General features: G+C 46.2%; 18 protein-coding genes. 7 read left to right on the top strand and 11 right to left on the bottom strand.

Annotated features, from left to right (window positions below; genetic code table 11):
• Window positions 1-29: 29 nt before the first annotated feature.
• From KOD92_RS13170 to gcvT, 4 genes are read right to left on the bottom strand one after another with little or no spacing between them, the layout of a single operon-like run.
• Window positions 30-1,847 (bottom strand): PorZ beta-propeller-like domain-containing protein, encoded by a 1,818-nt coding sequence (locus KOD92_RS13170; protein WP_215234032.1) that lies wholly within the window; start codon window positions 1,845-1,847, stop codon window positions 30-32.
• Window positions 1,848-1,897: 50 nt separating this feature from the next.
• Entirely contained in the window at window positions 1,898-3,847 is a 1,950-nt protein-coding gene (locus KOD92_RS13165; RefSeq protein ID WP_229254658.1) for a hypothetical protein, read from the bottom strand.
• Between the two features lie 50 nt (window positions 3,848-3,897).
• Entirely contained in the window at window positions 3,898-4,608 is a 711-nt protein-coding gene (locus KOD92_RS13160; protein WP_215234030.1) for a 2-phosphosulfolactate phosphatase, read from the bottom strand.
• Between the two features lie 27 nt (window positions 4,609-4,635).
• Entirely contained in the window at window positions 4,636-5,718 is a 1,083-nt protein-coding gene (gene gcvT / locus KOD92_RS13155) for a glycine cleavage system aminomethyltransferase GcvT (protein WP_215234029.1), read from the bottom strand.
• Window positions 5,719-5,877: 159 nt separating this feature from the next.
• Between gcvT and KOD92_RS13150 the strand changes: the two genes are divergently transcribed.
• Window positions 5,878-7,047, top strand: a complete 1,170-nt coding sequence (locus KOD92_RS13150) for an FG-GAP repeat domain-containing protein (RefSeq protein WP_215234028.1) — start codon at window positions 5,878-5,880, stop codon at window positions 7,045-7,047.
• A gap of 81 nt (window positions 7,048-7,128) precedes the next feature.
• Here the strand turns inward: KOD92_RS13150 and KOD92_RS13145 are convergent, their stop codons facing one another.
• From KOD92_RS13145 to panD, 4 genes are read right to left on the bottom strand one after another with little or no spacing between them, the layout of a single operon-like run.
• The gene (locus tag KOD92_RS13145; RefSeq protein ID WP_215234027.1) at window positions 7,129-7,809 is read right to left on the bottom strand and encodes a zinc metallopeptidase; all 681 of its coding nucleotides are present in this window, start codon (window positions 7,807-7,809) and stop codon (window positions 7,129-7,131) included.
• A gap of 9 nt (window positions 7,810-7,818) precedes the next feature.
• Window positions 7,819-8,307, bottom strand: a complete 489-nt coding sequence (gene rfaE2 / locus KOD92_RS13140; protein ID WP_215234026.1) for a D-glycero-beta-D-manno-heptose 1-phosphate adenylyltransferase — start codon at window positions 8,305-8,307, stop codon at window positions 7,819-7,821.
• A 47-nt stretch (window positions 8,308-8,354) separates the two neighbouring features.
• The gene (locus KOD92_RS13135; RefSeq protein ID WP_215234025.1) at window positions 8,355-9,389 is read right to left on the bottom strand and encodes a lysylphosphatidylglycerol synthase transmembrane domain-containing protein; all 1,035 of its coding nucleotides are present in this window, start codon (window positions 9,387-9,389) and stop codon (window positions 8,355-8,357) included.
• Window positions 9,390-9,422: 33 nt separating this feature from the next.
• Window positions 9,423-9,773: an aspartate 1-decarboxylase gene (gene panD / locus KOD92_RS13130; protein ID WP_215234024.1), complete on the bottom strand. Its 351-nt coding sequence runs from the start codon at window positions 9,771-9,773 to the stop codon at window positions 9,423-9,425.
• A 209-nt stretch (window positions 9,774-9,982) separates the two neighbouring features.
• On the opposite strand from panD, the gene KOD92_RS13125 reads away from it, so the two are divergent.
• Window positions 9,983-11,458, top strand: a complete 1,476-nt coding sequence (locus KOD92_RS13125) for a Gfo/Idh/MocA family protein (RefSeq protein ID WP_215234023.1) — start codon at window positions 9,983-9,985, stop codon at window positions 11,456-11,458.
• Between the two features lie 72 nt (window positions 11,459-11,530).
• Here the strand turns inward: KOD92_RS13125 and panC are convergent, their stop codons facing one another.
• Complete coding sequence (panC, locus tag KOD92_RS13120) at window positions 11,531-12,373, bottom strand: pantoate--beta-alanine ligase (protein WP_215234022.1); 843 nt, start codon at window positions 12,371-12,373, stop codon at window positions 11,531-11,533.
• Between the two features lie 209 nt (window positions 12,374-12,582).
• Between panC and KOD92_RS13115 the strand changes: the two genes are divergently transcribed.
• The 4 genes from KOD92_RS13115 (at window position 12,583) to KOD92_RS13100 (ending at window position 16,981) form a co-directional block, all read left to right on the top strand.
• On the top strand, window positions 12,583-13,389 hold the full coding sequence (locus KOD92_RS13115) for a glycogen/starch synthase (protein WP_215234021.1): 807 nt from the start codon (window positions 12,583-12,585) through the stop codon (window positions 13,387-13,389).
• A 231-nt stretch (window positions 13,390-13,620) separates the two neighbouring features.
• Window positions 13,621-15,459 carry a glutamine--fructose-6-phosphate transaminase (isomerizing) gene (glmS, locus tag KOD92_RS13110; RefSeq protein WP_215234020.1) on the top strand — a complete coding sequence of 613 codons (1,839 nt, stop codon included), beginning with the start codon at window positions 13,621-13,623 and terminating at the stop codon, window positions 15,457-15,459.
• Window positions 15,460-15,592: 133 nt separating this feature from the next.
• The gene (gldD, locus tag KOD92_RS13105) at window positions 15,593-16,192 is read left to right on the top strand and encodes a gliding motility lipoprotein GldD (RefSeq protein WP_215234019.1); all 600 of its coding nucleotides are present in this window, start codon (window positions 15,593-15,595) and stop codon (window positions 16,190-16,192) included.
• 72 nt (window positions 16,193-16,264) lie between these two features.
• A complete protein-coding gene (locus KOD92_RS13100) occupies window positions 16,265-16,981 on the top strand; it encodes a hypothetical protein (RefSeq protein WP_215234018.1) in 717 nt (238 codons plus the stop codon).
• 3 nt (window positions 16,982-16,984) lie between these two features.
• Here the strand turns inward: KOD92_RS13100 and KOD92_RS13095 are convergent, their stop codons facing one another.
• Entirely contained in the window at window positions 16,985-17,782 is a 798-nt protein-coding gene (locus tag KOD92_RS13095; protein ID WP_215234017.1) for an SDR family NAD(P)-dependent oxidoreductase, read from the bottom strand.
• A gap of 29 nt (window positions 17,783-17,811) precedes the next feature.
• Complete coding sequence (locus KOD92_RS13090; protein ID WP_215234016.1) at window positions 17,812-19,530, bottom strand: IlvD/Edd family dehydratase; 1,719 nt, start codon at window positions 19,528-19,530, stop codon at window positions 17,812-17,814.
• 149 nt (window positions 19,531-19,679) lie between these two features.
• On the opposite strand from KOD92_RS13090, the gene KOD92_RS13085 reads away from it, so the two are divergent.
• Window positions 19,680-20,894 (top strand): serine hydrolase, encoded by a 1,215-nt coding sequence (locus KOD92_RS13085; protein ID WP_229254657.1) that lies wholly within the window; start codon window positions 19,680-19,682, stop codon window positions 20,892-20,894.
• Window positions 20,895-20,897: the final 3 nt, after the last annotated feature.

Below are 20,897 nucleotides of genomic sequence, written 5' to 3'. Positions count from 1 at the left end.
TACGAGAAAGCCTGTTTTAAAATATAACATTAATCAATAACTGCCAACTTTCCTGCCAATTTCTCGGTGCGGTCTCCCGACACAATTAATACCAAGTAAATTCCTCCTCTCGCCCGCTTGCCCGTGTAATCGAGCAGGTTCCAGGATGCGGTGCCTCCCTGGGATTTTGTTTCGAAGATTAATCTGCCGGAGAGCGTTGCGATTTTTACCGTAGACTGGTCTTTCAACCCTTTGAACCCTATTATGCCGCTGTAATTCGGCCTGACCGGGTTTGGGAAAATAGTAACGTTATCCAGTTTTTCCGCAGGAGCCGACGAGCCGGTTTGGTAAGAAACCATTCCGTTGGGTGTATCAATAAATAGCAAACCCGTTTCCGCTTCCATTTTTAATGCTAAAATATCATTGGAAGGAAGGGGGCTATTATTTGTGTCAAATTTTACAAGCAACTCGGTTCCGTCTCCACTAAAAAGGTAAAGGCCGGTTCTCGTGGCCAGCCACTTTCTGTTACCGGGCTCTACCGCAATTGCAGTGCACTTTTCATTACTAAAAAGCCTGCGCTGGCCGTAAATGGGCAGTATCGCATCTATCCGACTTCCGTCCAGCACGTCAGCAGCATTGAAATACCCGGCTCCCCTTTCGCTCGCAAACCAGATATATCCGTCGGTATCAATCGCGAGGCTATTAACAGAATTAGAAGGAAGCGAACCTCCGCCGACATTACTGGACAAAATCCGCTGCTGCCCACTCTCATTTTTTACAGAAATACCTCCACCCAGATAGTCGGGTATTTTAGCCCAGGTTAAACCTTGCAGGTCAGTAACGATCGAGTCAGGTCGCGGCGAGATCGTTGTATCAGAGTTTGGAAATTTAATGGATTGAAAATCAGCTCCCTGGTTCGTAAGCGCGCCGCGTTTTCTGTCTGCAACCCAGTATTTGCCCGGCACTGTTTCAATAGCGGAAGACAGCATTTGAAATGCCGGGCTATTAACAGAGCTGGTTTTGTTATCTGGCCCAACTAACCTGAGCCGGTCGGTCTCCACAACAAGTAAGCCGGTTTCTGATTTATAGGTATTGAAATAGTCGCTTTGCGAGTTGAAGACTTCGGTCCATGTATTATTATTTCTTTGGAAAAACCCTTTTTTACTAAAACCTCCATACAGTTTGTTGTCTGAAAAAGCAATGCTGACTGGTTGACCAGGTGTGACTATTGTTTTCCAGTTTGCAAAATACTGGCGGTTTACCTCCGGTAGTAGCGAAGCGGCCAGCAAGCCTGCGGAAGTAATTGCATAGATAGAATCGGAAGTGAAAGCAATATCCCTGACCGAAACCTGTGCGCCTTGCGGACCAATGTAGCGATAAGTTTCATCTACCTGCCGCAGCTCAATATCCAATTTAACGATCCCGAAATCCGTGCATAAATAAGCAAGCTGATCACGAAAAACGATTTTATTAATTGCTTTGCTTGTGGTAATGCCGGCAGTTTGGTTCAAAACGGTCCAAGCTTCGATTTGGTCTGGGAGGGATTCATTGTTTAAATAAACGAAGTCAAGCAAGCCGCTGCGGTAACCTACGAGTAAGAGACTTTTCTCTTTGCTGAATGCAAGCGAGCTGATTCCAATATCGTTAAATCCGTCAGACTTTGACCAGCTTTTTACTTCAATTGTCTCCTGATCAATGCTAAAAAGCCCGTTGTGCGTGGAATAGTAAATTTTCCCATTTGACTGGATAATATTCTTACCGGAAAGCGGACTGAAATGGGTTTGCCATTTACCCAAAGCCAGCGACTGGCCCTGCACATGCTGGAACGCAAGAATAAAAACGAATGCAAGGGGCAGAAACGGTTTCATCTTCTAACACGATTTGCTATAAAGGATAATCATTTCTGACCCGGCGCGCATTAATTATCGACCGTTACCACAGCGGAACCTTTGCCGGTACCCGAGCCGCAGCCACTTTTCAATGTGCTGATTTTGTATTCGGTAGTTGCTGTTGGGGATACCGAAATCAGGTAAGGATTCAGGAAGGTACCATTGATCGCAGTGCCGTCGGAAAGTGTAAATGACCAGGGTGGAAGTCCATTTTTAAATTTCAGCTGAATTCTTGTAGACCTGCCCGCGGTTATAGTCCCTTTTCCGGAAATCTCTCCGATAGCCTGGTCAGGGGATATTACGTCGAGTTCTTCAATCGCGCTGGACACGGCCGGTGACGACGATATAATCCTGATTTTCTGTGTTTTGATCGAGTCGCCCGCAGCTGCATTGGAGATTTTCACCTTCATCGTATTAGGAGTGATCGTAGTCGGAAGACTTACAAAACGACCCGATTTGTCCGTCATTTGAACCGTAAACTTATTACCCGCATTGTAGCGACCCTCTATTTTGTAAGGAATTTCTATCGTTGTTCCGGCGCAGACCATATTCTGTGGCAGTTTTTCTAGGGTAATGCTCGCCGGCGGGCTTTTTACCGAAACTTTTGCGCTTCCAGAAAATTTACCTACACCACAAAGTCCACCCGCAGAGGTGATCTGATAATTGGTGTCATAAATAGGCTTCACCTTTATTTTATGCGGCGATTCCTGGATATTGTTTTCATAAGTGCCGTCAGAAAGCAATACGAACCACGGTCCGCCGCCTGTGAATTTCACTGTCAGCTCACCCGTTTCATTCTCTCCCAAGCGAAGTGAATCCTTTTGCAGGGTAGTAACTGTGGTCGATACAATAGAAACATTTGCGGTTTGTGTAACCAGATAAGGTGCAGAAGAAACTACGCGCAGCTTGTATTCACCGGGTTTGTAATTCGCTGGTATCTCAGCATTTATATATCCAGTGCTGTCCGGTGGGGATATTGTTTTAAAAGCACCTGTCCGCTCCGCAATCTGTACCACAAACTTGTTTCCTTCCTTGAATTTACCAGTCGCATTAAATGGTACCTGAAAAGGTATTCCACTACACAATTTGGCAATTTTCTCAACTTCTTTCAATTCCAGTTTGGGCTCAGGGTTACTGTTTACATTCACGATCGCTTCTCCCGAAGTAGTACCGCTCCCGCACGCATTGGCCACACCCGCAATTTTGTAAGCTTTTACGTCTGCCGGTTTCACGATCAGATAATGCGGATTCGAAAGTGTTTGCGTAACAATAGTGCTGTCTGAAAGTCGGAAAGACCACGGCGCAGTTCCAGTCAGGCTAACCCTAAGTTGTACTTCCTGCCCGGGCATTGTCCTGGTCGACTGCGTTCCGTCCATGAACTCAATGCGCGCCGCCGGTGCCTGCAACAGGCGAATAGGTACTTCCTGACTTCTGATCACCGGGATCGAGCTAACTATTTGTATCCTGTAAACTTCGCCACCTATTTTGTAAGAAGGAATAACCGCCTTCACGGGACTTTTACTAACAGGCAGGGAAATAGGAATTGTTTTGCCGGAAGCGTCGATTAGCTGTGCAATGAAGGTATTGCCGTCGTCGAAAGGTCCGTTGGTGGTGAATGGAATTGTGATATTCGTGCCCGGACAAACGGTCAGGTAAGAAATATCATCAACTGTTATTTTATAGGAATGCAGGCTGTCCGCCGGTTTTTCTGTTTTTGCCAGCTTCTCTTCTGCCGCTCTTTCAGTCAGGCTGTCCGGGGTTACTTCGGTGCCTCCGCTTGTGGTGTCCACTACTGCCTGACCCGCATTCTGTGTTGTATCTGCCGCCGGAGTTGCCACAGGAGCAGCTTTGCGCAATGTATCGGGTTGAGTGACCGCCGGTTTCGTTGGGGTAGTCGCAGCCTTTTTCTTGGGAGCAAGTATTGTTTTCCGTGGCGGCGTGGTTTTTCGCTGCGCATCCACTTGATTGCAAATCAGCATTAACCCACAAAATAATAGAACAAGAAATCGCAGCATGTATAGTTTTTATATTAATTCATTGATACTAATGTGTTTCCGCGAAGTACGGGCACAATATCGTAAAGGTCTTTTTGTAAACAATAGGAAATATCCTTTTGGATACCCAGTCGCTGCAAGCGGCGTACGTGCGAAGAGTTTGAGACACTGGCAAGTAAATTTCCCTTACCCTGTTCATATAATCTGTGCGCCATCAAAGTACCGTCTTCCAGCAGCATAAACTGGTCTTTCAATGCATCGGCCAGCGCGCCGGCAAATAGTGTGTCTTCCAGATTGGGCCTGCCTTTCCAGCCCGCGCAAAGTACGAGCACATCGTAAGGTTCGCTTTTAAGAAGATTGGCCAGTGCGCCGAGGTTCAGGAAAGATCCGATCATTACTTTTACCGCAGAAGATTTCGCCTTCGCAATCGATAACGTTCCATTGGTCGTCGTCATTGCGATCTGTGACCCGATCAGCCGCTCATTCATATAGCTGAAAGGCGAATTATCAAGATCAAAACCTTCCACTTTCCGCGCGTCGCGCTCGGCTGCGGCGATGAATCCTTTATCCTGCAAAAACTTACATTCTTCGATACTAGCCACTGGCGTAATGCTTTTGACACCATAAGCAAGGCCGGTAACCATGCAGGAAGTGGCGCGAAATATATCCGCTACTACTACGATTGAATTATCAAGTTTGTGTAAATGAAGCAGATCGGGGGTAAGACAAACGTCAAGTTGTTTCATTCTGAAAAGCGGTACTGATTAGAGATATTAATTTTTTACAAAAGGCAGTTTCACAATCTTAGCTTTTAAAAGCCTGTCCCTGACTTTTATAAATATTTCTGAATCAGCTTTGCTGTGTGCGACGGGCACATAGCCCATTCCAATCCCTTTTTGCAAAGTAGGGGATTGGGTGCCGGAAGTTACCTCGCCGAGCTTGTTGCCTTCTGCGTCGCAAAGTTCGTAATGTCCGCGGGGAATACCTCTGTCGATCATTTCAAAACCAACCAGCTTCTTATTTAAACCGGCTTCTTTCTGTGCTTTCAGGGAATCTGAGTTATTAAAGTTTTTGGTGAACTTCGTAACCCAGCCTAATCCTGCTTCCAGCGGCGAGGTATTGTCGTCAACATCATTTCCGTAAAGACAAAATCCTTTTTCCAGTCTCAATGTGTCTCTCGCGCCAAGACCAATAGGTTTAATGCCAAATTCTTCACCAGCTTCGAAAATTGTATTCCACATTCTCTCTGCGTGCTGATTTGGTACATATATCTCAAATCCGCCGGAGCCTGTATAGCCGGTAGCTGAAATAAATACATCAGGAATTCCAGCCATTTCGCCGATCTGAAACGTATAATATTCCATGGAAGTCAGATCCACGGTGGTCAGTTTCTGTAAAGTAGCTGTTGCATTCGGTCCCTGAACTGCGAAAAGGCAGGTAGCGTCAGAAATGTTTTCCATCTGCGCACCCTCGCTGTTTTTGCTCTGGATCCAGTTCCAGTCTTTCTCGATATTCGACGCATTCACAACGAGCAAATATTCATCTTCCCTGATTCTGTAAACCAGCAGATCGTCCACAACTCCGCCTGTATCATTGGGTAAATAGCTATACTGGACCTTTCCGTCAAACAATGCCGAAGCATCGTTGGCTGACACTTTTTGGATCAGATCCAGCGCTTTTGGCCCCTTCACGAGGAACTCGCCCATGTGCGAAACATCAAATACACCTACATTATTTCTCACAGCGTGGTGCTCGTCCAGATCCGAAGAATAGCGTACAGGCATTTCAAAACCAGCAAACGGGACAATTTTGGCGCCGAGAGCGACGTGGACTTGGTGTAAAGGGACAGTTTTCATGAAGGACAAATTGATTCACTTTAATTCACAAAAGTATGCAAAGCAGGTCAAAGCCGCACAAAAAAGTCTTTTTTCAGGGACTGTACTGTGGGTTTTGAAGTATATTGTGAAAAAATAGGTTAAAAGTTTTACAGCCCGATTTGATAATATTTACTCAAAATGAAGAAAAAACTACTGCTATATACCGCATTGCTGACAACCGGAAGTGTATTCGGGCAAACTGCTACTTTCAAAGGCGAGGTGATAGACGATAAGATCAGTATCGGCTACGGGGTTGCCTCCGGCGATGTGGACGGGGACGGGAAAATTGATATTCTGCTGGCTGACAAAAAGGAAATTGTCTGGTATAAAAATCCGGGTAAAAAGGACGGTTCCTGGACAAAGCATATTATCGCAAAAGACCTTACCGAGCAGGATAATGTATGCATTGCCGCGCGGGATATTGACGGAGACGGAAAAGTGGAAGTTGCCGTAGGCGCGCAGTGGAATCCTTCTGAAACAAAAAATCCTAAATTGTCTGGAGCGGTATTCTATCTGGCTGCCCCGGAAGACCGGACCCAGCTTTGGGAACCTGTAAAGCTGCATCACGAAGTTACCATTCACAGAATGCAGTGGGTTAAGAAAGCGGAGGGCGATTTCCAGCTGGCAGTTTTACCGCTGCACGGGGAAGGAAATGAGGGAGGCGTGGGCGCGGGGGTGAAGATGATTTTGTTTGATATTCCTGAAAATAGAAAAGGCATCTGGGGATTTGATCTGCTGGAAACCAATATGCACATGACACACAATATGAATGCTATGGAAGTCCCTGGCCGCATTTTGGGGTTGTCGGTTGCTGGAAAAGAAGGAGTTCAAGTGTTCCTGAATGGCGCCGACGGCTGGGCAGCTTCGGGCAACTGGATGGTAGACGGCAAAGCAGTAGGGGAGATCAGGACAGGAAGTTTGGGAGGAAATAAGCTCTTCACTGCGACCATCGAACCCATGCACGGAAACGAACTGGTAGTGTATTCGAAAGACAACCGCGCGGTATTGACCAACAATATGAAAGAAGGCCACGCGCTGGCCTGTGCCGATTTTTTCGGGCAGGGCAGGGATCAGGTCGTAATGGGTTGGCGAAATCCGAATGCGGCGGGAGAAACTGGTGTAAGGATTTTCGTGGGCTCTGATCCGGAGGGTAAAACCTGGAAAGAATTTGTACTCGACGATAAGATCAAAATCGCCTGCGAAGATCTCATCATCGCCGACCTCGACGGCGACGGCGATAAGGATGTGATCGCCTCCGGAAGAGCGACGCACAATGTAGTAGTATATTGGAATCAGCTGATAAAATAGAAAAAGGCTGGGAAACAATCGTTTCCCAGCCTTTTCAAAAGTGATTGACCACTTGACTGTCCAGCTGAACGCAGTCGAAGCCTAGTCTCTGCGGCCCATCAGAAGGCTTACATAGTAAAGTAATGTAGCCAGAGAACCGATTGCTGCAACTAAGTATGTTCTAGCAGCCCATTTCAGAGCGTCGCTCGACATAACATATTCTCTTTCGTTCACAATTCTGTTTTTCTGGATCCAGGCCAGTGCTCTGTTACTTGCGTCGTATTCTACCGGCAAAGTGATAAAGCTGAAAAGCGTGGTTGCTGCAAAAAGCGCTACACCGATTGTTAATGGAAGTACGGTAGTATTAATCAGCACGATACCCAGCAAAATGATCCATTGCATGTAGCGGGAAGCAATGCTCAGGAACGGTACCATCTGCGATCTGAACTGCAACCATTTATAAGCAGTTGCATGCTGAACCGCGTGGCCGCATTCGTGGGAAGCAACCGCAGCAGCAGCTACACTTCTGCCGTAAAAAACGTCCGGACTCAGGTTAACTGTTTTATCCTGAGGATTATAATGGTCAGTCAGCTTGCCTTCCACAGAAAGTACCCGCACATCGTAAATGCCACTTTCGCGCAACATTGTTTCTGCGATTTCTTTTCCGCTCATTCCATTACTCAGGCCAACCTGAGAATATTCTTCAAATTTACTTTTGAGTCTCCACTGTACGTAAAAGCTCAAAAGCATTACTATACCCATAATCACATACGCTCCCGTCATAGCTATTTCCTATTTATATCCTTGTTTTATTTTTTCAATCAGCGCGGTAGTTGAGTAACCCTGTACAAGTGCTATCGTTTTTACCTCACCTCCTTTACTTAAAACAAAATCTGCGCCAGCAATAGTTTCAACCGTATAATCGTCTCCTTTGACCAAAATGTCAGGTTTTACTGCCTCAATCAACTGACTAGGCGTCGGTTCGTCGAACAAAATGACAGCATCTACGAAAGACAGTGCCGCCATTAAACGAGCGCGGGCATATTCATTTACAACCGGCCGGAGCGGGCCTTTCAGTCTGCTGACGGAGGCATCGGTATTCAAACCCAAAACCAGCCGGTCGCCCAGTGCGTGCGCTTTTTCGAGGTAATCAATATGCCCCAAATGGACAATATCAAAGCAGCCATTAGTGAACACAACTTTCTGTCCGCCACGTTGCCAATCTTCGATGGTCGGGATCGCTTCTTCCAGTCTCAGTATTTTACTTTCTGTTAAATTCATATTGATCATACTAGCTTTCCAATGTGTAGGACTATTGTGCTTCCTGTTTAACGTTCGGCAGGTATTGATTCAGGTTCGCCCACTGATTTATTGTTTTTTACCAAAACAAACAAAAAGGCCAGCGCACCTATTGCCAGCATAAACACCATTTGCGCGCCGTGAATAAAAGTGGCCAGTGTGATACCATCGCTTTTTGTTAATCCATACAATACCAGCACATTACCTACCAAAAGGTGGTACGCGCCGATCCCTCCTTGCGTGGGAGCTGTCATACCGATCGCGCCTACTACCAGCAACGTCAATCCTGCAAGCGGGCCTAGATCGGAGGTTTCCGGAATGCAGAAAAATAATACGTAAGAAACCAGGTAATATAGTACCCAGATCATCAGGCTACTCAGGATAAACAACCCCGGGCTGCGTAGTTTGCGAACGCTCAGCAAACCTTCCAGCATTCCTTTCGCGAAATCAGTAATCTTGGCGACCAATGCATTTTGTTGCAGGCGCGAGCGGAAAGCAAGGTTTTTGTATAAATAAAAACCAACCAATGCTACCAGTAAAAGTCCGCCTATCAAAATATAAAGTAGTATCCCACTACCCGAGCCGCTTGATTCGCCGCCGACTTTACTTTGGAAAAAATCAGTGAAAAAAGTGCTGAGGCGATCGAATTCAAGGATAAAATTCAAGCCGATCATCAGTACCAGCACGATCACATCGAAAATACGTTCAGCTACTACCGTTCCGAAACTTAAATTTACAGGAATCTTTTCAAGTCGGTATAAAGTACCGCAGCGGGTCACCTCGCCCATTCTCGGCACAATGTAATTGGCAAAATAACCGGTTAATACTGCTACCGAGCTATTGACAAGACTGGGCTTGTGTCCGAGCGGCTCCATGAGCATTGCCCAGCGCCAGGCTCTCGTTACGTGCGCACACATCAGAAAGAAGCACGAAACTGCAATCCACCGCCAGTCAGATTTGGCGAAGCGGTCGAGCATTTCACTCAGATTAATATCTTTGAATACAAACCATAATAATCCACCTGCCAAGATCAGCGAAATGGCATAACGTAAAATGTTTTTCATAAATAATGCGGGTAAGTGTATGGAGAGGGATTGCTAGCCAACCAGATGATTATTATGGTCTGGAAAAACTACCATTGGCTTGAAGGTTTTGGCTTCCTCCTGGCTCATCGATCCGTAAGCGATAATGATAATAATGTCGCCGATCTGCACGCGACGCGCAGCCGCTCCGTTCAGACAGATCATTCCTGAGCCTCTTTCGCCCTTAATTACATAGGTAACAAAGCGCTCGCCATTGTTATTATTGACGATATGAACCTGTTCATTTTCAACCAGTCCGGCCGCATCGATCAGGTCTTCGTCAATCGTGATGCTGCCTACATAATTCAGTTCCGCCTGAGTCACCTTAACGCGGTGAATCTTCGATTTCATTACTGTTATTTGCATTACCCGGTAAAATAAGTCGAGATAAAAAAGGAACGTATTATTGCCCAAAGTTACAGGAATAATACCCAGTCATCAAAACATAAGGCCCTGCTTAACGGTTCCAGGCGAGTGGAATGTGCCCGGTGAGGGCCTTTTTTATGGGGTGTGAAGTAATATTAATAAGCGTCATGCTTTACCTATATTATCCACTTATTTTTCTAATTAATCCGATGAGTAGAGAAAATAAACCAAAAGATGTGAACCGCCGGGACTTTCTGCAAAAGACTACGGCAGCAGCAATTGGTAGCTTTTTTATTGTCCCGCGACATGTATTGGGTAAAGGCTACCGCGCGCCAAGCGATAAATTGAATATAGCAGGAATAGGGGTTGGGGGAAAGGGTTTTTCTGATACTAATAATGCGTGGAATAAAGGAGCTGAAAACCTGGTAGCACTTTGCGACGTGGACTGGGGACAGGCTAAAAAGAACTTCGAACTGCATCCGACAGCAAAGAAATACAAGGATTTCAGGAAGATGTTCGACGAAATGGAAAAGGATATTGATGCCGTAACCGTTTCGACAACCGACCACATGCACGCGATTATCGCGATGGCGGCCATGCAGCGTGGAAAGCACGTATACGTTCAGAAACCACTTACGCACGATATTTACGAGGCGCGTATGCTCACTGAGGCTGCCCGGAAATATAAGGTTGTAACGCAGATGGGAAACCAGGGTGCATCTAACCCTGCACAAAACCAGATGAAGGAATGGTTTAACAAAGGAGTAATCGGCAATGTACACGAAGCGCACGTCTGGACCAATCGTCCCGTGTGGCCGCAGGGTATCCCGGTGCCGACAGGCAAGTTCGACGTGCCTTCGGATATTGACTGGGAACTGTGGGTAGGCTGTGCGGAATGGGTAGATTACAATCCAGCGTGGCATCCTTTCAAATGGCGCGGCTGGTGGAACTTCGGTACCGGTGCATTGGGAGATATGGGTTGTCACCTGATCGACCCGGCTTTCCGTACACTAGGTTTGGGTTATCCAACGGAGTTGGAATGCAGTGTCGGCCAGGTTTTCATTAAAGATTGGACACCTGAATATATTCCGGAAGGCTGCCCGCCATCATCAAGGGTACAGTTGAAATTCCCGGCTAATAAAGTAAACAAATCGGAAGTGACATTGACGTGGCACGACGGTGGTCTCCGTCCATTCCACCCGGACCTGATCCCTGCTAACGATCCGCTGGGCGAGCCTGATAGCAGTAATGGAGTAATGTTAATCGGCGAAAAAGGGGTGATGACCTGCGGTACTTATGGTGTTGACCCCAAAGTTTACCTAAAAGACGGTACGAAGCTGGAATACAAGCAGGGTGATTTTGGAAACAAATACACGCCTATGCCGGAATTCGGTCACCACGTTTCCTGGTCTGATGCTTGTAAAGCAGGTTTTAATAGCAAAGAACACAAAGCGTTAACTTCTTCATTTGATTACGCTGGTCCGTTGACCGAAACTGTGATCATGGGTAATCTCGGAATTCGCAGCTATAATCTGCGCAAGCAAAGAGCCGACGGTAAAGGTTTTGATTATCCTGGCCGCAAGAAATTGCTATGGGATGGTAACAATATGAAAATCACCAACTTCGACGACGCAAACCAATTCGTAAAACGCCAATACCGCGGAGATTGGAAATTGAACAGTTAAAAGAGTGAGCATTATATAAATGAAAAAAGGCGTCACGGAAATATCGTGACGCCTTTTTTCATTTATGAGAATCTAGAACACGATATTATCAATCAACCTGACAGGTCCCAGAAACGCGGCAACGCAAATTGCATTCTCGCCAGCCGGCATTATTGATGTAGTCGGTTGTAAAGTATTGATATCTACAATCTCGAAATAGTCAAGTTTAAATGCCGTGATTCCGGCGAATGCAGCAGTTGCCTGCCTGATTACTTTTTCAACCGGCTCACCTTTTAAAAGCGCATTTTTAGCGGATTCCAGGATTTGGAATATATGCGGAGCAATGTGTCTTTCTTCTTCGTTCAACCTGCGATTTCGTGATGACATCGCGAGTCCATCTTCTTCGCGGATCGTGGGCGCTGTAATCAGTTCTAATCCGAAACTGAGATCTCCGACGAGTTTTGTAACGATTGCAACCTGCTGCAAATCCTTTTGTCCGAAATAGGCGCGATTGGGTTTTACGATATTAAACAGTTTGGAAACCACGATCCCGACCCCATTGAAATGCCCGGGCCGCGACGCACCCTCCATCACCCGCTCTAATGCACCGAAATCAAATTTCATAACCGGCTGCTCCGGATACATTTCTTCGACCGAAGGCGCAAAGATCGCGTCACAACCTGCTTCTTCAAGCATTTTCGAATCTGCATCGAGTGTTCGGGGGTATTTGAGCAGATCTTCGGGATTGTTGAATTGTGCAGGGTTTACGAAAATGCTGCAAACTGTAATATCGTTGTCAGTTTTTGAAGCCTGGATCAGCGAAATGTGGCCTTCGTGCAGGGCGCCCATTGTGGGGACCAAACCAATTGTCTTATGCTGATAAACTAGATGATCGAGGAACTGCCGGAGGGCGGAAACTGAAGTAAATACTTCCATGGGAGAACTAAAAATCTGAGAGGAGTAGCCCGAATCACAAAAGTGCTTTTTATATCTCCGAAAACCTCAGCGAGCGGGTAAGTCAAATATTTGGAATGAGTTATCCCAAACTGAGCGCAATATGACAATTAGTTTGGAATATCTTTTGAAAATGAGATTTTTTTTGTATAATTTTGCAAAACTTTTTTTCACAAACTGCTTAAAGATCTATGGAGAAACTACGAATTTTATATGTAGCCAGTGAAATCAATCCCTTCCTCCAAACCACTGACGTTGCCGATTACGTAAGAAAGCTTCCTCAGGCAATGCAGGAAAGAGGTGCAGAAATCAGAATTCTAGTTCCGCGTTTTGGTCTTATCAATGAACGCAAAAACAGGCTTCATGAAGTAGTTCGACTGTCAGGAATAAATATTACCGTAGGAGATGAAGAAAAGCCCCTGATCATCAAGGTTGCATCTATACCTAATGCTAAATTGCAGGTATATTTTATTGACAATGACGATTATTTTCACCGCAAATCGGTGTTTTTCGATAAGGAGAATAACTTCTTCGATGATAATGACGAGCGTGCGATCTTCTTTTGCAAGGGTGTTCTGGAAACAGTAAAAAAATTGGGCTGGGCGCCGGATGTGGTGCACTGTAATGACTGGATGACAGCCCTGATCCCGCTGTACCTCAAAACCACTTACCGTAATGATCCTATGTTCAAGGATACGAAAAGTGTGTTCACCGTACACAACAACGCTTTTGACTACAAGTTTGATGCGGATCTAATGAGCAAGGCGAAGGCGATGGATGTGAGTGATGAGGCCCTGGCCCATTTGCATTCAGCGGATTTTGAAGGATTCGTTAAAATCGGTTGTGCTTATGCGGATGCTGTTATTAAGGCAGACGATCATTTCAGCGACAGCCTTAACCAAATCTTCAATGATGCACCGAAACGTGTAGAAATGAACGAACAGGACGAGAACTTCTCAGAATCTTACTACAATTTGTATACGGATTTGATGAACTAGTGATTTATAGATCAGTTGAAAAAAGCCGGCAACTTTCTGAGTTGCCGGCTTTTTTGTGCCCCATAGTCAAGCTTGTAGTGTGTTCAAAATATTTTTTGCGATGTGTTCGAACACTCCCATTAAATTGGACAATTTTTAGTATTTAATTAGAAATAAGCTTGTTATGAATACGTGATTGCTCTTTATTTGGTTTTTTGTTAAACATACACTCAAACCAAATTTACAGAAAATATGTGCGGAATTGTGGCTTACGTTGGAAGCAGGAAGGCTTATCCTTTAATATTGAAAGGTCTGAAAAGGCTGGAATACCGGGGATACGACAGTTCGGGAATAGCATTGCTGAAAAGTGATGAATTGAATATTTACAAGAAAAAAGGAAAAGTTACTGATCTCGAAGCAGAGCTCGCCGGCAGACATTTAACAGCGACAATCGGAATAGGACACACCCGGTGGGCAACTCACGGCGAACCAAACGATATCAACGCGCACCCGCACTTTTCGAACAATCGGAAGCTTGCGATCATTCATAACGGGATTATCGAAAATTACGCCTCGATCAAGAAAAACCTGATTCAAAAAGGTCACAAGTTCCAGAGCGAAACAGATACTGAGGTACTTATTCATTTTATCGAGGATATTCAATCTGAAACCGGCGGCTCGCTGGAATCCGCTCTGAAGCTGGCTTTGAAGGAAGTAGTAGGAGCTTATGCAATTGTTGTGATGTCGGTAGACCATCCCGGGCAACTAATTGCGGCGCGCAAAGGAAGCCCGCTGGTGATCGGGATTGGGGAAGATGAATATTTCTTCGCTTCCGACGCCACGCCCATTATTGAGTATACCAAAGATGTTGTTTATCTGGACGATTATGAGGTGGCGGTTGTAAAAGACGGAAAGCTGAGTATCCAGAATCTGGACAATACAGAAACCATTCCCTACATCCAAAAGCTGGAAATGGAGCTCGAAACGATCGAAAAGGGTGGTTACGACCATTTCATGATCAAAGAAATTTTTGAACAGCCCCGCTCAATAGGTGACAGTATGCGCGGCAGGTTGCGCGCTGACGACGTACATTTGCAACTGGGCGGACTGAGCAACTATATGGATAAGCTGGCAGAAGCAGAACGGATCGTGATCGTGGCATGCGGTACTTCCTGGCACGCTGGCCTGGTTGCCGAATATTTATTTGAGGAACTGGCCAGGATCAATGTGGAAGTCGAATATGCTTCTGAATTCAGGTATCGGAACCCGGTTATCAAGGAAAATGACATTGTGATCGCTATTTCACAGTCAGGCGAAACAGCTGACACGCTGGCGGCGATTGAGCTGGCCAAGTCCAAGGGAGCGACGATATTTGGCGTTTGTAATGTCGTGGGCTCTTCCATTGCGAGGGCCACGCATGCAGGTGCATATACACACGCGGGACCGGAGATTGGCGTGGCGAGTACGAAAGCATTTACCGCGCAGGTCACGGTTTTGACATTGATCGCAATTGCTACTGCGAAACGAAAAGGCACTATCTCAGAAGAAACTTACCGGCAGCTGCTGATCGAGCTGGAAAATATTCCCGCCAAAGTGGAGAAGATGTTTGAGAACGCCGACAAGATCAAGGAGATCGCATTTATTTTCACCTATGCACGCAACTTTATTTACCTGGGACGCGGATTGAATTTCCCTGTGGCTCTAGAAGGCGCATTGAAACTGAAAGAAATTTCGTACATCCATGCCGAAGGTTACCCCGCCGCCGAAATGAAACACGGCCCGATAGCGCTGATCGATGAGGATATGCCGGTGGTGTTTCTGGCGACCAGAGACAGTTCTTACGAAAAGATCGTATCTAATATTCAGGAGGTTAAGGCAAGAAAAGGAAGGGTGATTGCGATCGTCACGGAAGGCGACACGCTGATTCCGGGCATGGTGGATTTTGTGATTGAAGTACCCAATACCCACGAAATTTTAACGCCGCTGGTATCTGTTATTCCTTTACAATTACTGTCTTACTACATCGCTGTCATGCGTGGCCGGAATGTGGATCAGCCGAGAAATCTGGCCAAATCTGTAACCGTTGAATAGAATTTATTAGCCCGAAAAGAATGCGGAGCCAGTTGACCGGTTTCGCATTCGTGTTTTTCAGGGATTTAATTTTGCGGAAATAATATAAACCGGTTTTCGTTAGTTTTGCGCTAATGCAATTATCTGTCGGATTATGTTGAAACGGTTTCTATTACTGATCGCATTTGGTTTGAATGTGCTTTTGCTCTCCTGCGGGGACAAAGAAAAAGGCGCGGAAACCTTCGCACCACGCCCCAAAGGCTTCAACCGGATCGCCCTTCCTTCTCATACTTACCAGCAGCTTTCAGAAGAACATCCCTATACTTTTCAGGTTTCCAGATTCGCCAAAGTAGAGCCTGATACATTTTCGATGGCAGAGAAACACTGGATTTTTATTAATTACCCAGCATTAAAAGCCAATATTCAGATCACTTACAAGGCTATTAACAACGATCCCAACAGACTGAAATCTTTCATTGACGACAGTTACAAACTCGCCGGCAAACACCAGATCCGCGCTTCTTCTATTCAGGAGCAGCGGCTTTTGAGCAAGAGCGGTCGCACTGCGATGATGTTCAAGATCGAAGGCGACGTGCCTAGCCCGTACCAGTTTTACACCACAGACAGTTCAAAAAACTTTCTGAGAGGTGCTATCTATTTTCCCTCTGCATCCAAAAACGACTCCTTGGCGCCCGTAATTGATTATCTTCAAAAAGATATGATCCAGCTCTTGAATACGCTTCAATGGAGATAAAATTCAAGTTGTTATTGCGGTGAAAAATGGAAGGGTGTATCTTTGAAGTTCTCACCTCAACAAGATCAGCACATGCCTAAAAAGCAACCTAAAAACCAACTTTTGCTAGACTTCTCGGTCAGGGGAAACCGGATCGTGCTTCACCTCGGACAAGTCGAAAGTCAACGGTTGGGAGATCAGCTCTTTGAAGGTTTGATCAATGGGGATTGGATGATCGAGCCGGCTGGTGAAGTGGCTGATATCTCTTATGCACAGGATATTGTTCATCAGATAGGTCACAAACTTCCTTATCCTGAGGGTATTAAGATCGCACAACTGCATAAAGCCGATCCCGGTTTTAAAGGTTTCTCGGCGATTTACCGTCAGAAAGGTTGGGTATTCGTCAATGCAAAATCTGACATCAACGAACGGAACTACCATATTCACCTGCTTACCGTTTCGCTGGGACTGCATACTTTATATACCAACACAGCATCCCTCGCCGCCCGCTCGGAGCAGCTGATATTTGAGGCGCTTTTGCCTTATAAGGAAGTGGAAAGTTTTTTCAGGAATGACATTTTCAAAATCCCTGACGCGCTCGCTTCTGATATTGCCGGTTTCTTCAAAGTGCCTTATCCAATGGTTTTAAAAAGAGCATTGGCACTAAAAATCATCACCGACGAGCAATACCGGAATTTTATGACGGCCAACCCAGCCGCTGCTTCCAAACCGCGCGAATTGTTTATTTCCAAAGACGGCAGCATCGACGATCTGGAAGCACAGCTTTTTTCAGGGAGTCTCGAAGATTAGTTTTTAATCTTTATTTACGGCCATATTACTCAGGTCGGGGAGTGGGCTTACCGAAGTCCAGCCTCCGTCGACTACCAAACTTTGTCCGGTAATATGCCCTGAATGCGGCGAAAGCAGGAATAGGGCCGCATTCGCAATATCTTCACAAATAGCAGGCCGGCCCATTGGCGTGATCGCCGACCATGTTTTAGGGTAAGTTGGGTCTTCGGCCAAAGTTCGCTCGGTCAATGTAGCACCCGGCGCGACTGTATTGATAGTGATTCCATGCGGGGAAAGTTCGATAACCAGGTTTTTTGCCAGCATTTCCAAGCCAGCTTTCGTCATAGCATAAGCGCCCAGAAACTTGTGCGCCTGGTGTCCCACAACCGAAGACATTAGCAGTACCCGACCGCCAGATTTTTGCTTTCGCATTTGTCTCGCCGCAGCCTGGGTCAGCATAAAAGAACCCATTAAGTTCACTTCCAAAACCTGCCGAAGCTTCTCGGCAGGATATTCAAAAAAGTCGCCAAACAGAGTGATACCTGCATTGGCGACACAAATAGTTAGTTTTCCAAAGCATTTCACAGCTTCTTCCACCATTCCGTCGATGATTTCCTGACTGGATGCATCACCGGCAAATGCAATGCATTCCCCCCCTAAGTCGCGGATTCTCCTAGCAGCTTCGGCAGCTAAATCCTGGTCAGCGTCGTTGAGGATAACCCCCGCGCCTTGCAGGGCCAGCTGTCGCGCAATCTCAAATCCTATTCCCTGGCCGGCGCCGGTGATGATAGCTACCTGATTATCAAATGGTGTATTATTCATTTCACTCAAATTCATAGGTGTAAAGGGCGTTAATGCGAGTCCCTTGTCACTTTATCTCCCGATCCGCCTACAAGGAAGTCGAGATCAGCGCCTTCGTGGGCTTGAAGAACATGGTTTATATGCAGATTTACATAACCTCGCTTGTAACCCAGATCCAGCGGTTTCCAGTCACATTTTCTTGTTTCTAGTTCCTCTGGGGATACTTCCAGGTTCAGTCTCCGGTTTGCAACATCCAGCTCGATAAAGTCACCGTCGCGCACCAATGCGAGCGTGCCGCACACCGCGGCTTCCGGGGAAATATGCAAAACAACCGTTCCAAATCCGGTACCGCTCATCCTGCCGTCGGAAATCCGTACCATATCGATCACACCTTTTGCGAGCAGCTTTTTAGGCAGGGACATATTGCCCACTTCCGGCATTCCCGGGTATCCTTTCGGTCCTACATTCTTTAAAACGAGAATGCTATTTTCATCCACATCCAGTTCAGGATCGTCGAGTCTGGCTTTGTAATCGTCAATATCTTCAAAAACAACCGCTCTGCCCCTGTGCTGCATAAGATCGGGATTTAGTGAAGCAGAAGGTTTGATAACCGCCCCGTTCTCACACAAATTCCCCCTCAAAACCGCCAGTCCAGTCAGGTCTTTAATAGGCTCTGCGAGTGTACCGATTACTTCCGGGTCAAAGCATTCCGCCGTCGCGCAGTTCTCGCCCATTGTTTTTCCATTGGCCGTAATTACGCCGTCGTGTAGCCTGCCGATCAATTCTTTGATCACAACCGGTAAGCCGCCCGCGTAATAGAAATCTTCCATAAAATATCCGCCGGAAGGTTGCAGATTGAGCAGGAGAGGCACTTTGGCGCATATTTCGTTGAAATCATCCAGCGTCAGATCCACGCCAATCCTACCTGCAATGGCCAATAGGTGGATCACAAAGTTGGTCGATCCGCCGATCGCCGCATTGATCATAATCGCATTCTCAAATGCTTCTTTGGTCAAGATCTGGGATAGTCTCAAATCTTCATGTACCATCTGCACGATCCTTCTTCCCGACAAATGCGCTAACACTTTCCGACGCGAATCAGCGGCAGGAATCGCGGCATTTTCGGGGAGGGTCAAGCCCAGCGATTCGACCATGCAGGCCATCGTGGAAGCTGTTCCCATTACGGCACAATGTCCGGCGCTGCGGCACATGCATGCTTCCGAAGTTGTGAATTCTTCCTGTGACATTTCACCTTTCCGGTATAGCTCGCTGAATCGCCACACGTCGCTGGTACCTACGGTTTTTCCGCGGTAGCGGCCGGTAAGCATTGGTCCGCCGGAAACGACGATGGTAGGAATATCTACGCTCGCTGCGCCCATTACCAGTGAAGGTGTCGTTTTATCACAACCGCAAAGCAATACCACGCCGTCGATCGGATTGGCCCGGATCGATTCTTCCACGTCCATGCTCGCCAGGTTGCGGTAAAGCATTGCGGTAGGTTTCATCAGCGTTTCACCCAGCGACATGACGGGGAATTCGAGCGGAAAACCGCCTGCTTCCCAAACGCCCCTTTTGACCGATTCAGCCAGCTCGCGGAAATGCCCGTTACAGGGCGTTAATTCTGAAAAAGTATTGCAGATTCCGATCACGGGCCGCCCCTCAAATTCATCCGCTGGGTAGCCCTGGTTTTTCATCCAAGCCCTGTATATGAACCCGTCCTTTCCCGATTTTCCAAACCAGCCGCGGCTGCGTAACTTATTTTCTTCCATTGTCGCCATTGTTTACAGATAATAAGTAAAGCCTCTTCTCAGTAAAATATAATTCCGCCGACCCTTTAAAATAAAAATTGTATATTCGTTTTACACGTGCTACTGGTTGAAAGATGATTTCCGGAAGAAGTTATAAATTGTTGCTTTTCTTGCTCTTACCCCTGTTTGCATCACCTTCATTTGCGCAAATACAATCCGATGCTTTTATCGAAAAACTACTGAAAAAGCACCCGGAACGCTTCTCTGAAATCCTGCGGAATCCTGAGAAATACCAGATTCAGATCCTGTACACCCGCATTGACCGGAACAAAAAGAACGAGCCGCATTTCACGACCCACGCTTACCGACTCAATCAGGATCAATATTTCTATCCGGCAAGTACAGTTAAGCTCCCTGCTGTTGCATTGGCTTTTGAGAAGCTGAATAAGTTGGGTATTGATAAATACACCCCCATGCTAACCGGCGCCGATCGGCCGGAACAAACTGCCGTAACGAAAGACTCTACGTCTGAAAATGGATTGCCATCCGTCGCGCATTACGCCAAGAAGATCCTTCTGGCCAGCGATAATGATGCATTCAACAGGCTTTATGAGTTCATCGGACAGCAGGAGTTGAATGATAGTTTGCACAAAAAAGGTTACAAAAACACGCGGATTATGCACCGGCTCGAATCCAATATTGGTCTGGAAAATAATCGCTATACTAATCCTGTACGGTTTGAAAAGGATGGAAAGCTGGTTTACGAACAACCGGCAAATTACAGCAGCAAGGAATTCCAGGCGCCTGCTCCGGTATTAGCGGGTAAAGGATTTATGAAAGATGGTCAGCTGGTGAATGAGCCTTTTGATTTTACCGCAAAAAACAATTTCCCGCTGGAAGAACAGCACAGAATGCTTAAATCCCTGTTTTTCCCCGATCAGGTTCCTGCCAATCAGCGTTTCAATTTGACCGAGGATGATTATCAGTTTATGTACCGGTATATGTCTCAATTTCCGGTCGAGACCGATTTTCCTGCTAATTATACAGAGGATTACTACGACGGATATGTAAAATTCCTGATGTTTGGAGCTACGAAAACGCGTTTGCCAAGACATATCCGACTATTCAATAAGAGCGGCGACGCTTACGGTTTTCTGCTCGACAATGCTTATATAGCTGATTTTGAGAAAGGTATTGAATTTATGCTGACCGCAGTAATATATTGTAATGAAGATGGGATCTTCAATGACGATCAATATGAATATGATACGGTGGGCTTGCCGTTTATGGCAAATCTGGGCAAGACGATCTTTGATTATGAACTAACCAGGAAGCGTTCTGTAAGGCCGGACCTGAACCGATTTGAAGTGGAATACGATAAGTAGTAA

Source organism: Dyadobacter linearis, assembly GCF_907165045.1.
Lineage (GTDB): Bacteria > Bacteroidota > Bacteroidia > Cytophagales > Spirosomataceae > Dyadobacter > Dyadobacter linearis.
This window is presented reverse-complemented; position numbering and strand designations above follow the sequence as displayed.

What these genes read in the sequence shown, in the direction of transcription:
- KOD92_RS13170 (WP_215234032.1), bottom strand. Translation starts at nt 1,847, where the DNA reads ATGAAACCGTTTCTGCCCCTTGCATTCGTTTTTATTCTTGCGTTCCAG.
- KOD92_RS13165 (WP_229254658.1), bottom strand. Translation starts at nt 3,847, where the DNA reads ATGCTGATTTGCAATCAAGTGGATGCGCAGCGAAAAACCACGCCGCCA.
- KOD92_RS13160 (WP_215234030.1), bottom strand. Translation starts at nt 4,608, where the DNA reads ATGAAACAACTTGACGTTTGTCTTACCCCCGATCTGCTTCATTTACAC.
- gcvT (WP_215234029.1), bottom strand. Translation starts at nt 5,718, where the DNA reads ATGAAAACTGTCCCTTTACACCAAGTCCACGTCGCTCTCGGCGCCAAA.
- KOD92_RS13150 (WP_215234028.1), top strand. Translation starts at nt 5,878, where the DNA reads ATGAAGAAAAAACTACTGCTATATACCGCATTGCTGACAACCGGAAGT.
- KOD92_RS13145 (WP_215234027.1), bottom strand. Translation starts at nt 7,809, where the DNA reads ATGACGGGAGCGTATGTGATTATGGGTATAGTAATGCTTTTGAGCTTT.
- rfaE2 (WP_215234026.1), bottom strand. Translation starts at nt 8,307, where the DNA reads ATGAATTTAACAGAAAGTAAAATACTGAGACTGGAAGAAGCGATCCCG.
- KOD92_RS13135 (WP_215234025.1), bottom strand. Translation starts at nt 9,389, where the DNA reads ATGAAAAACATTTTACGTTATGCCATTTCGCTGATCTTGGCAGGTGGA.
- panD (WP_215234024.1), bottom strand. Translation starts at nt 9,773, where the DNA reads ATGCAAATAACAGTAATGAAATCGAAGATTCACCGCGTTAAGGTGACT.
- KOD92_RS13125 (WP_215234023.1), top strand. Translation starts at nt 9,983, where the DNA reads ATGAGTAGAGAAAATAAACCAAAAGATGTGAACCGCCGGGACTTTCTG.
- panC (WP_215234022.1), bottom strand. Translation starts at nt 12,373, where the DNA reads ATGGAAGTATTTACTTCAGTTTCCGCCCTCCGGCAGTTCCTCGATCAT.
- KOD92_RS13115 (WP_215234021.1), top strand. Translation starts at nt 12,583, where the DNA reads ATGGAGAAACTACGAATTTTATATGTAGCCAGTGAAATCAATCCCTTC.
- glmS (WP_215234020.1), top strand. Translation starts at nt 13,621, where the DNA reads ATGTGCGGAATTGTGGCTTACGTTGGAAGCAGGAAGGCTTATCCTTTA.
- gldD (WP_215234019.1), top strand. Translation starts at nt 15,593, where the DNA reads ATGTTGAAACGGTTTCTATTACTGATCGCATTTGGTTTGAATGTGCTT.
- KOD92_RS13100 (WP_215234018.1), top strand. Translation starts at nt 16,265, where the DNA reads ATGCCTAAAAAGCAACCTAAAAACCAACTTTTGCTAGACTTCTCGGTC.
- KOD92_RS13095 (WP_215234017.1), bottom strand. Translation starts at nt 17,782, where the DNA reads ATGAATAATACACCATTTGATAATCAGGTAGCTATCATCACCGGCGCC.
- KOD92_RS13090 (WP_215234016.1), bottom strand. Translation starts at nt 19,530, where the DNA reads ATGGAAGAAAATAAGTTACGCAGCCGCGGCTGGTTTGGAAAATCGGGA.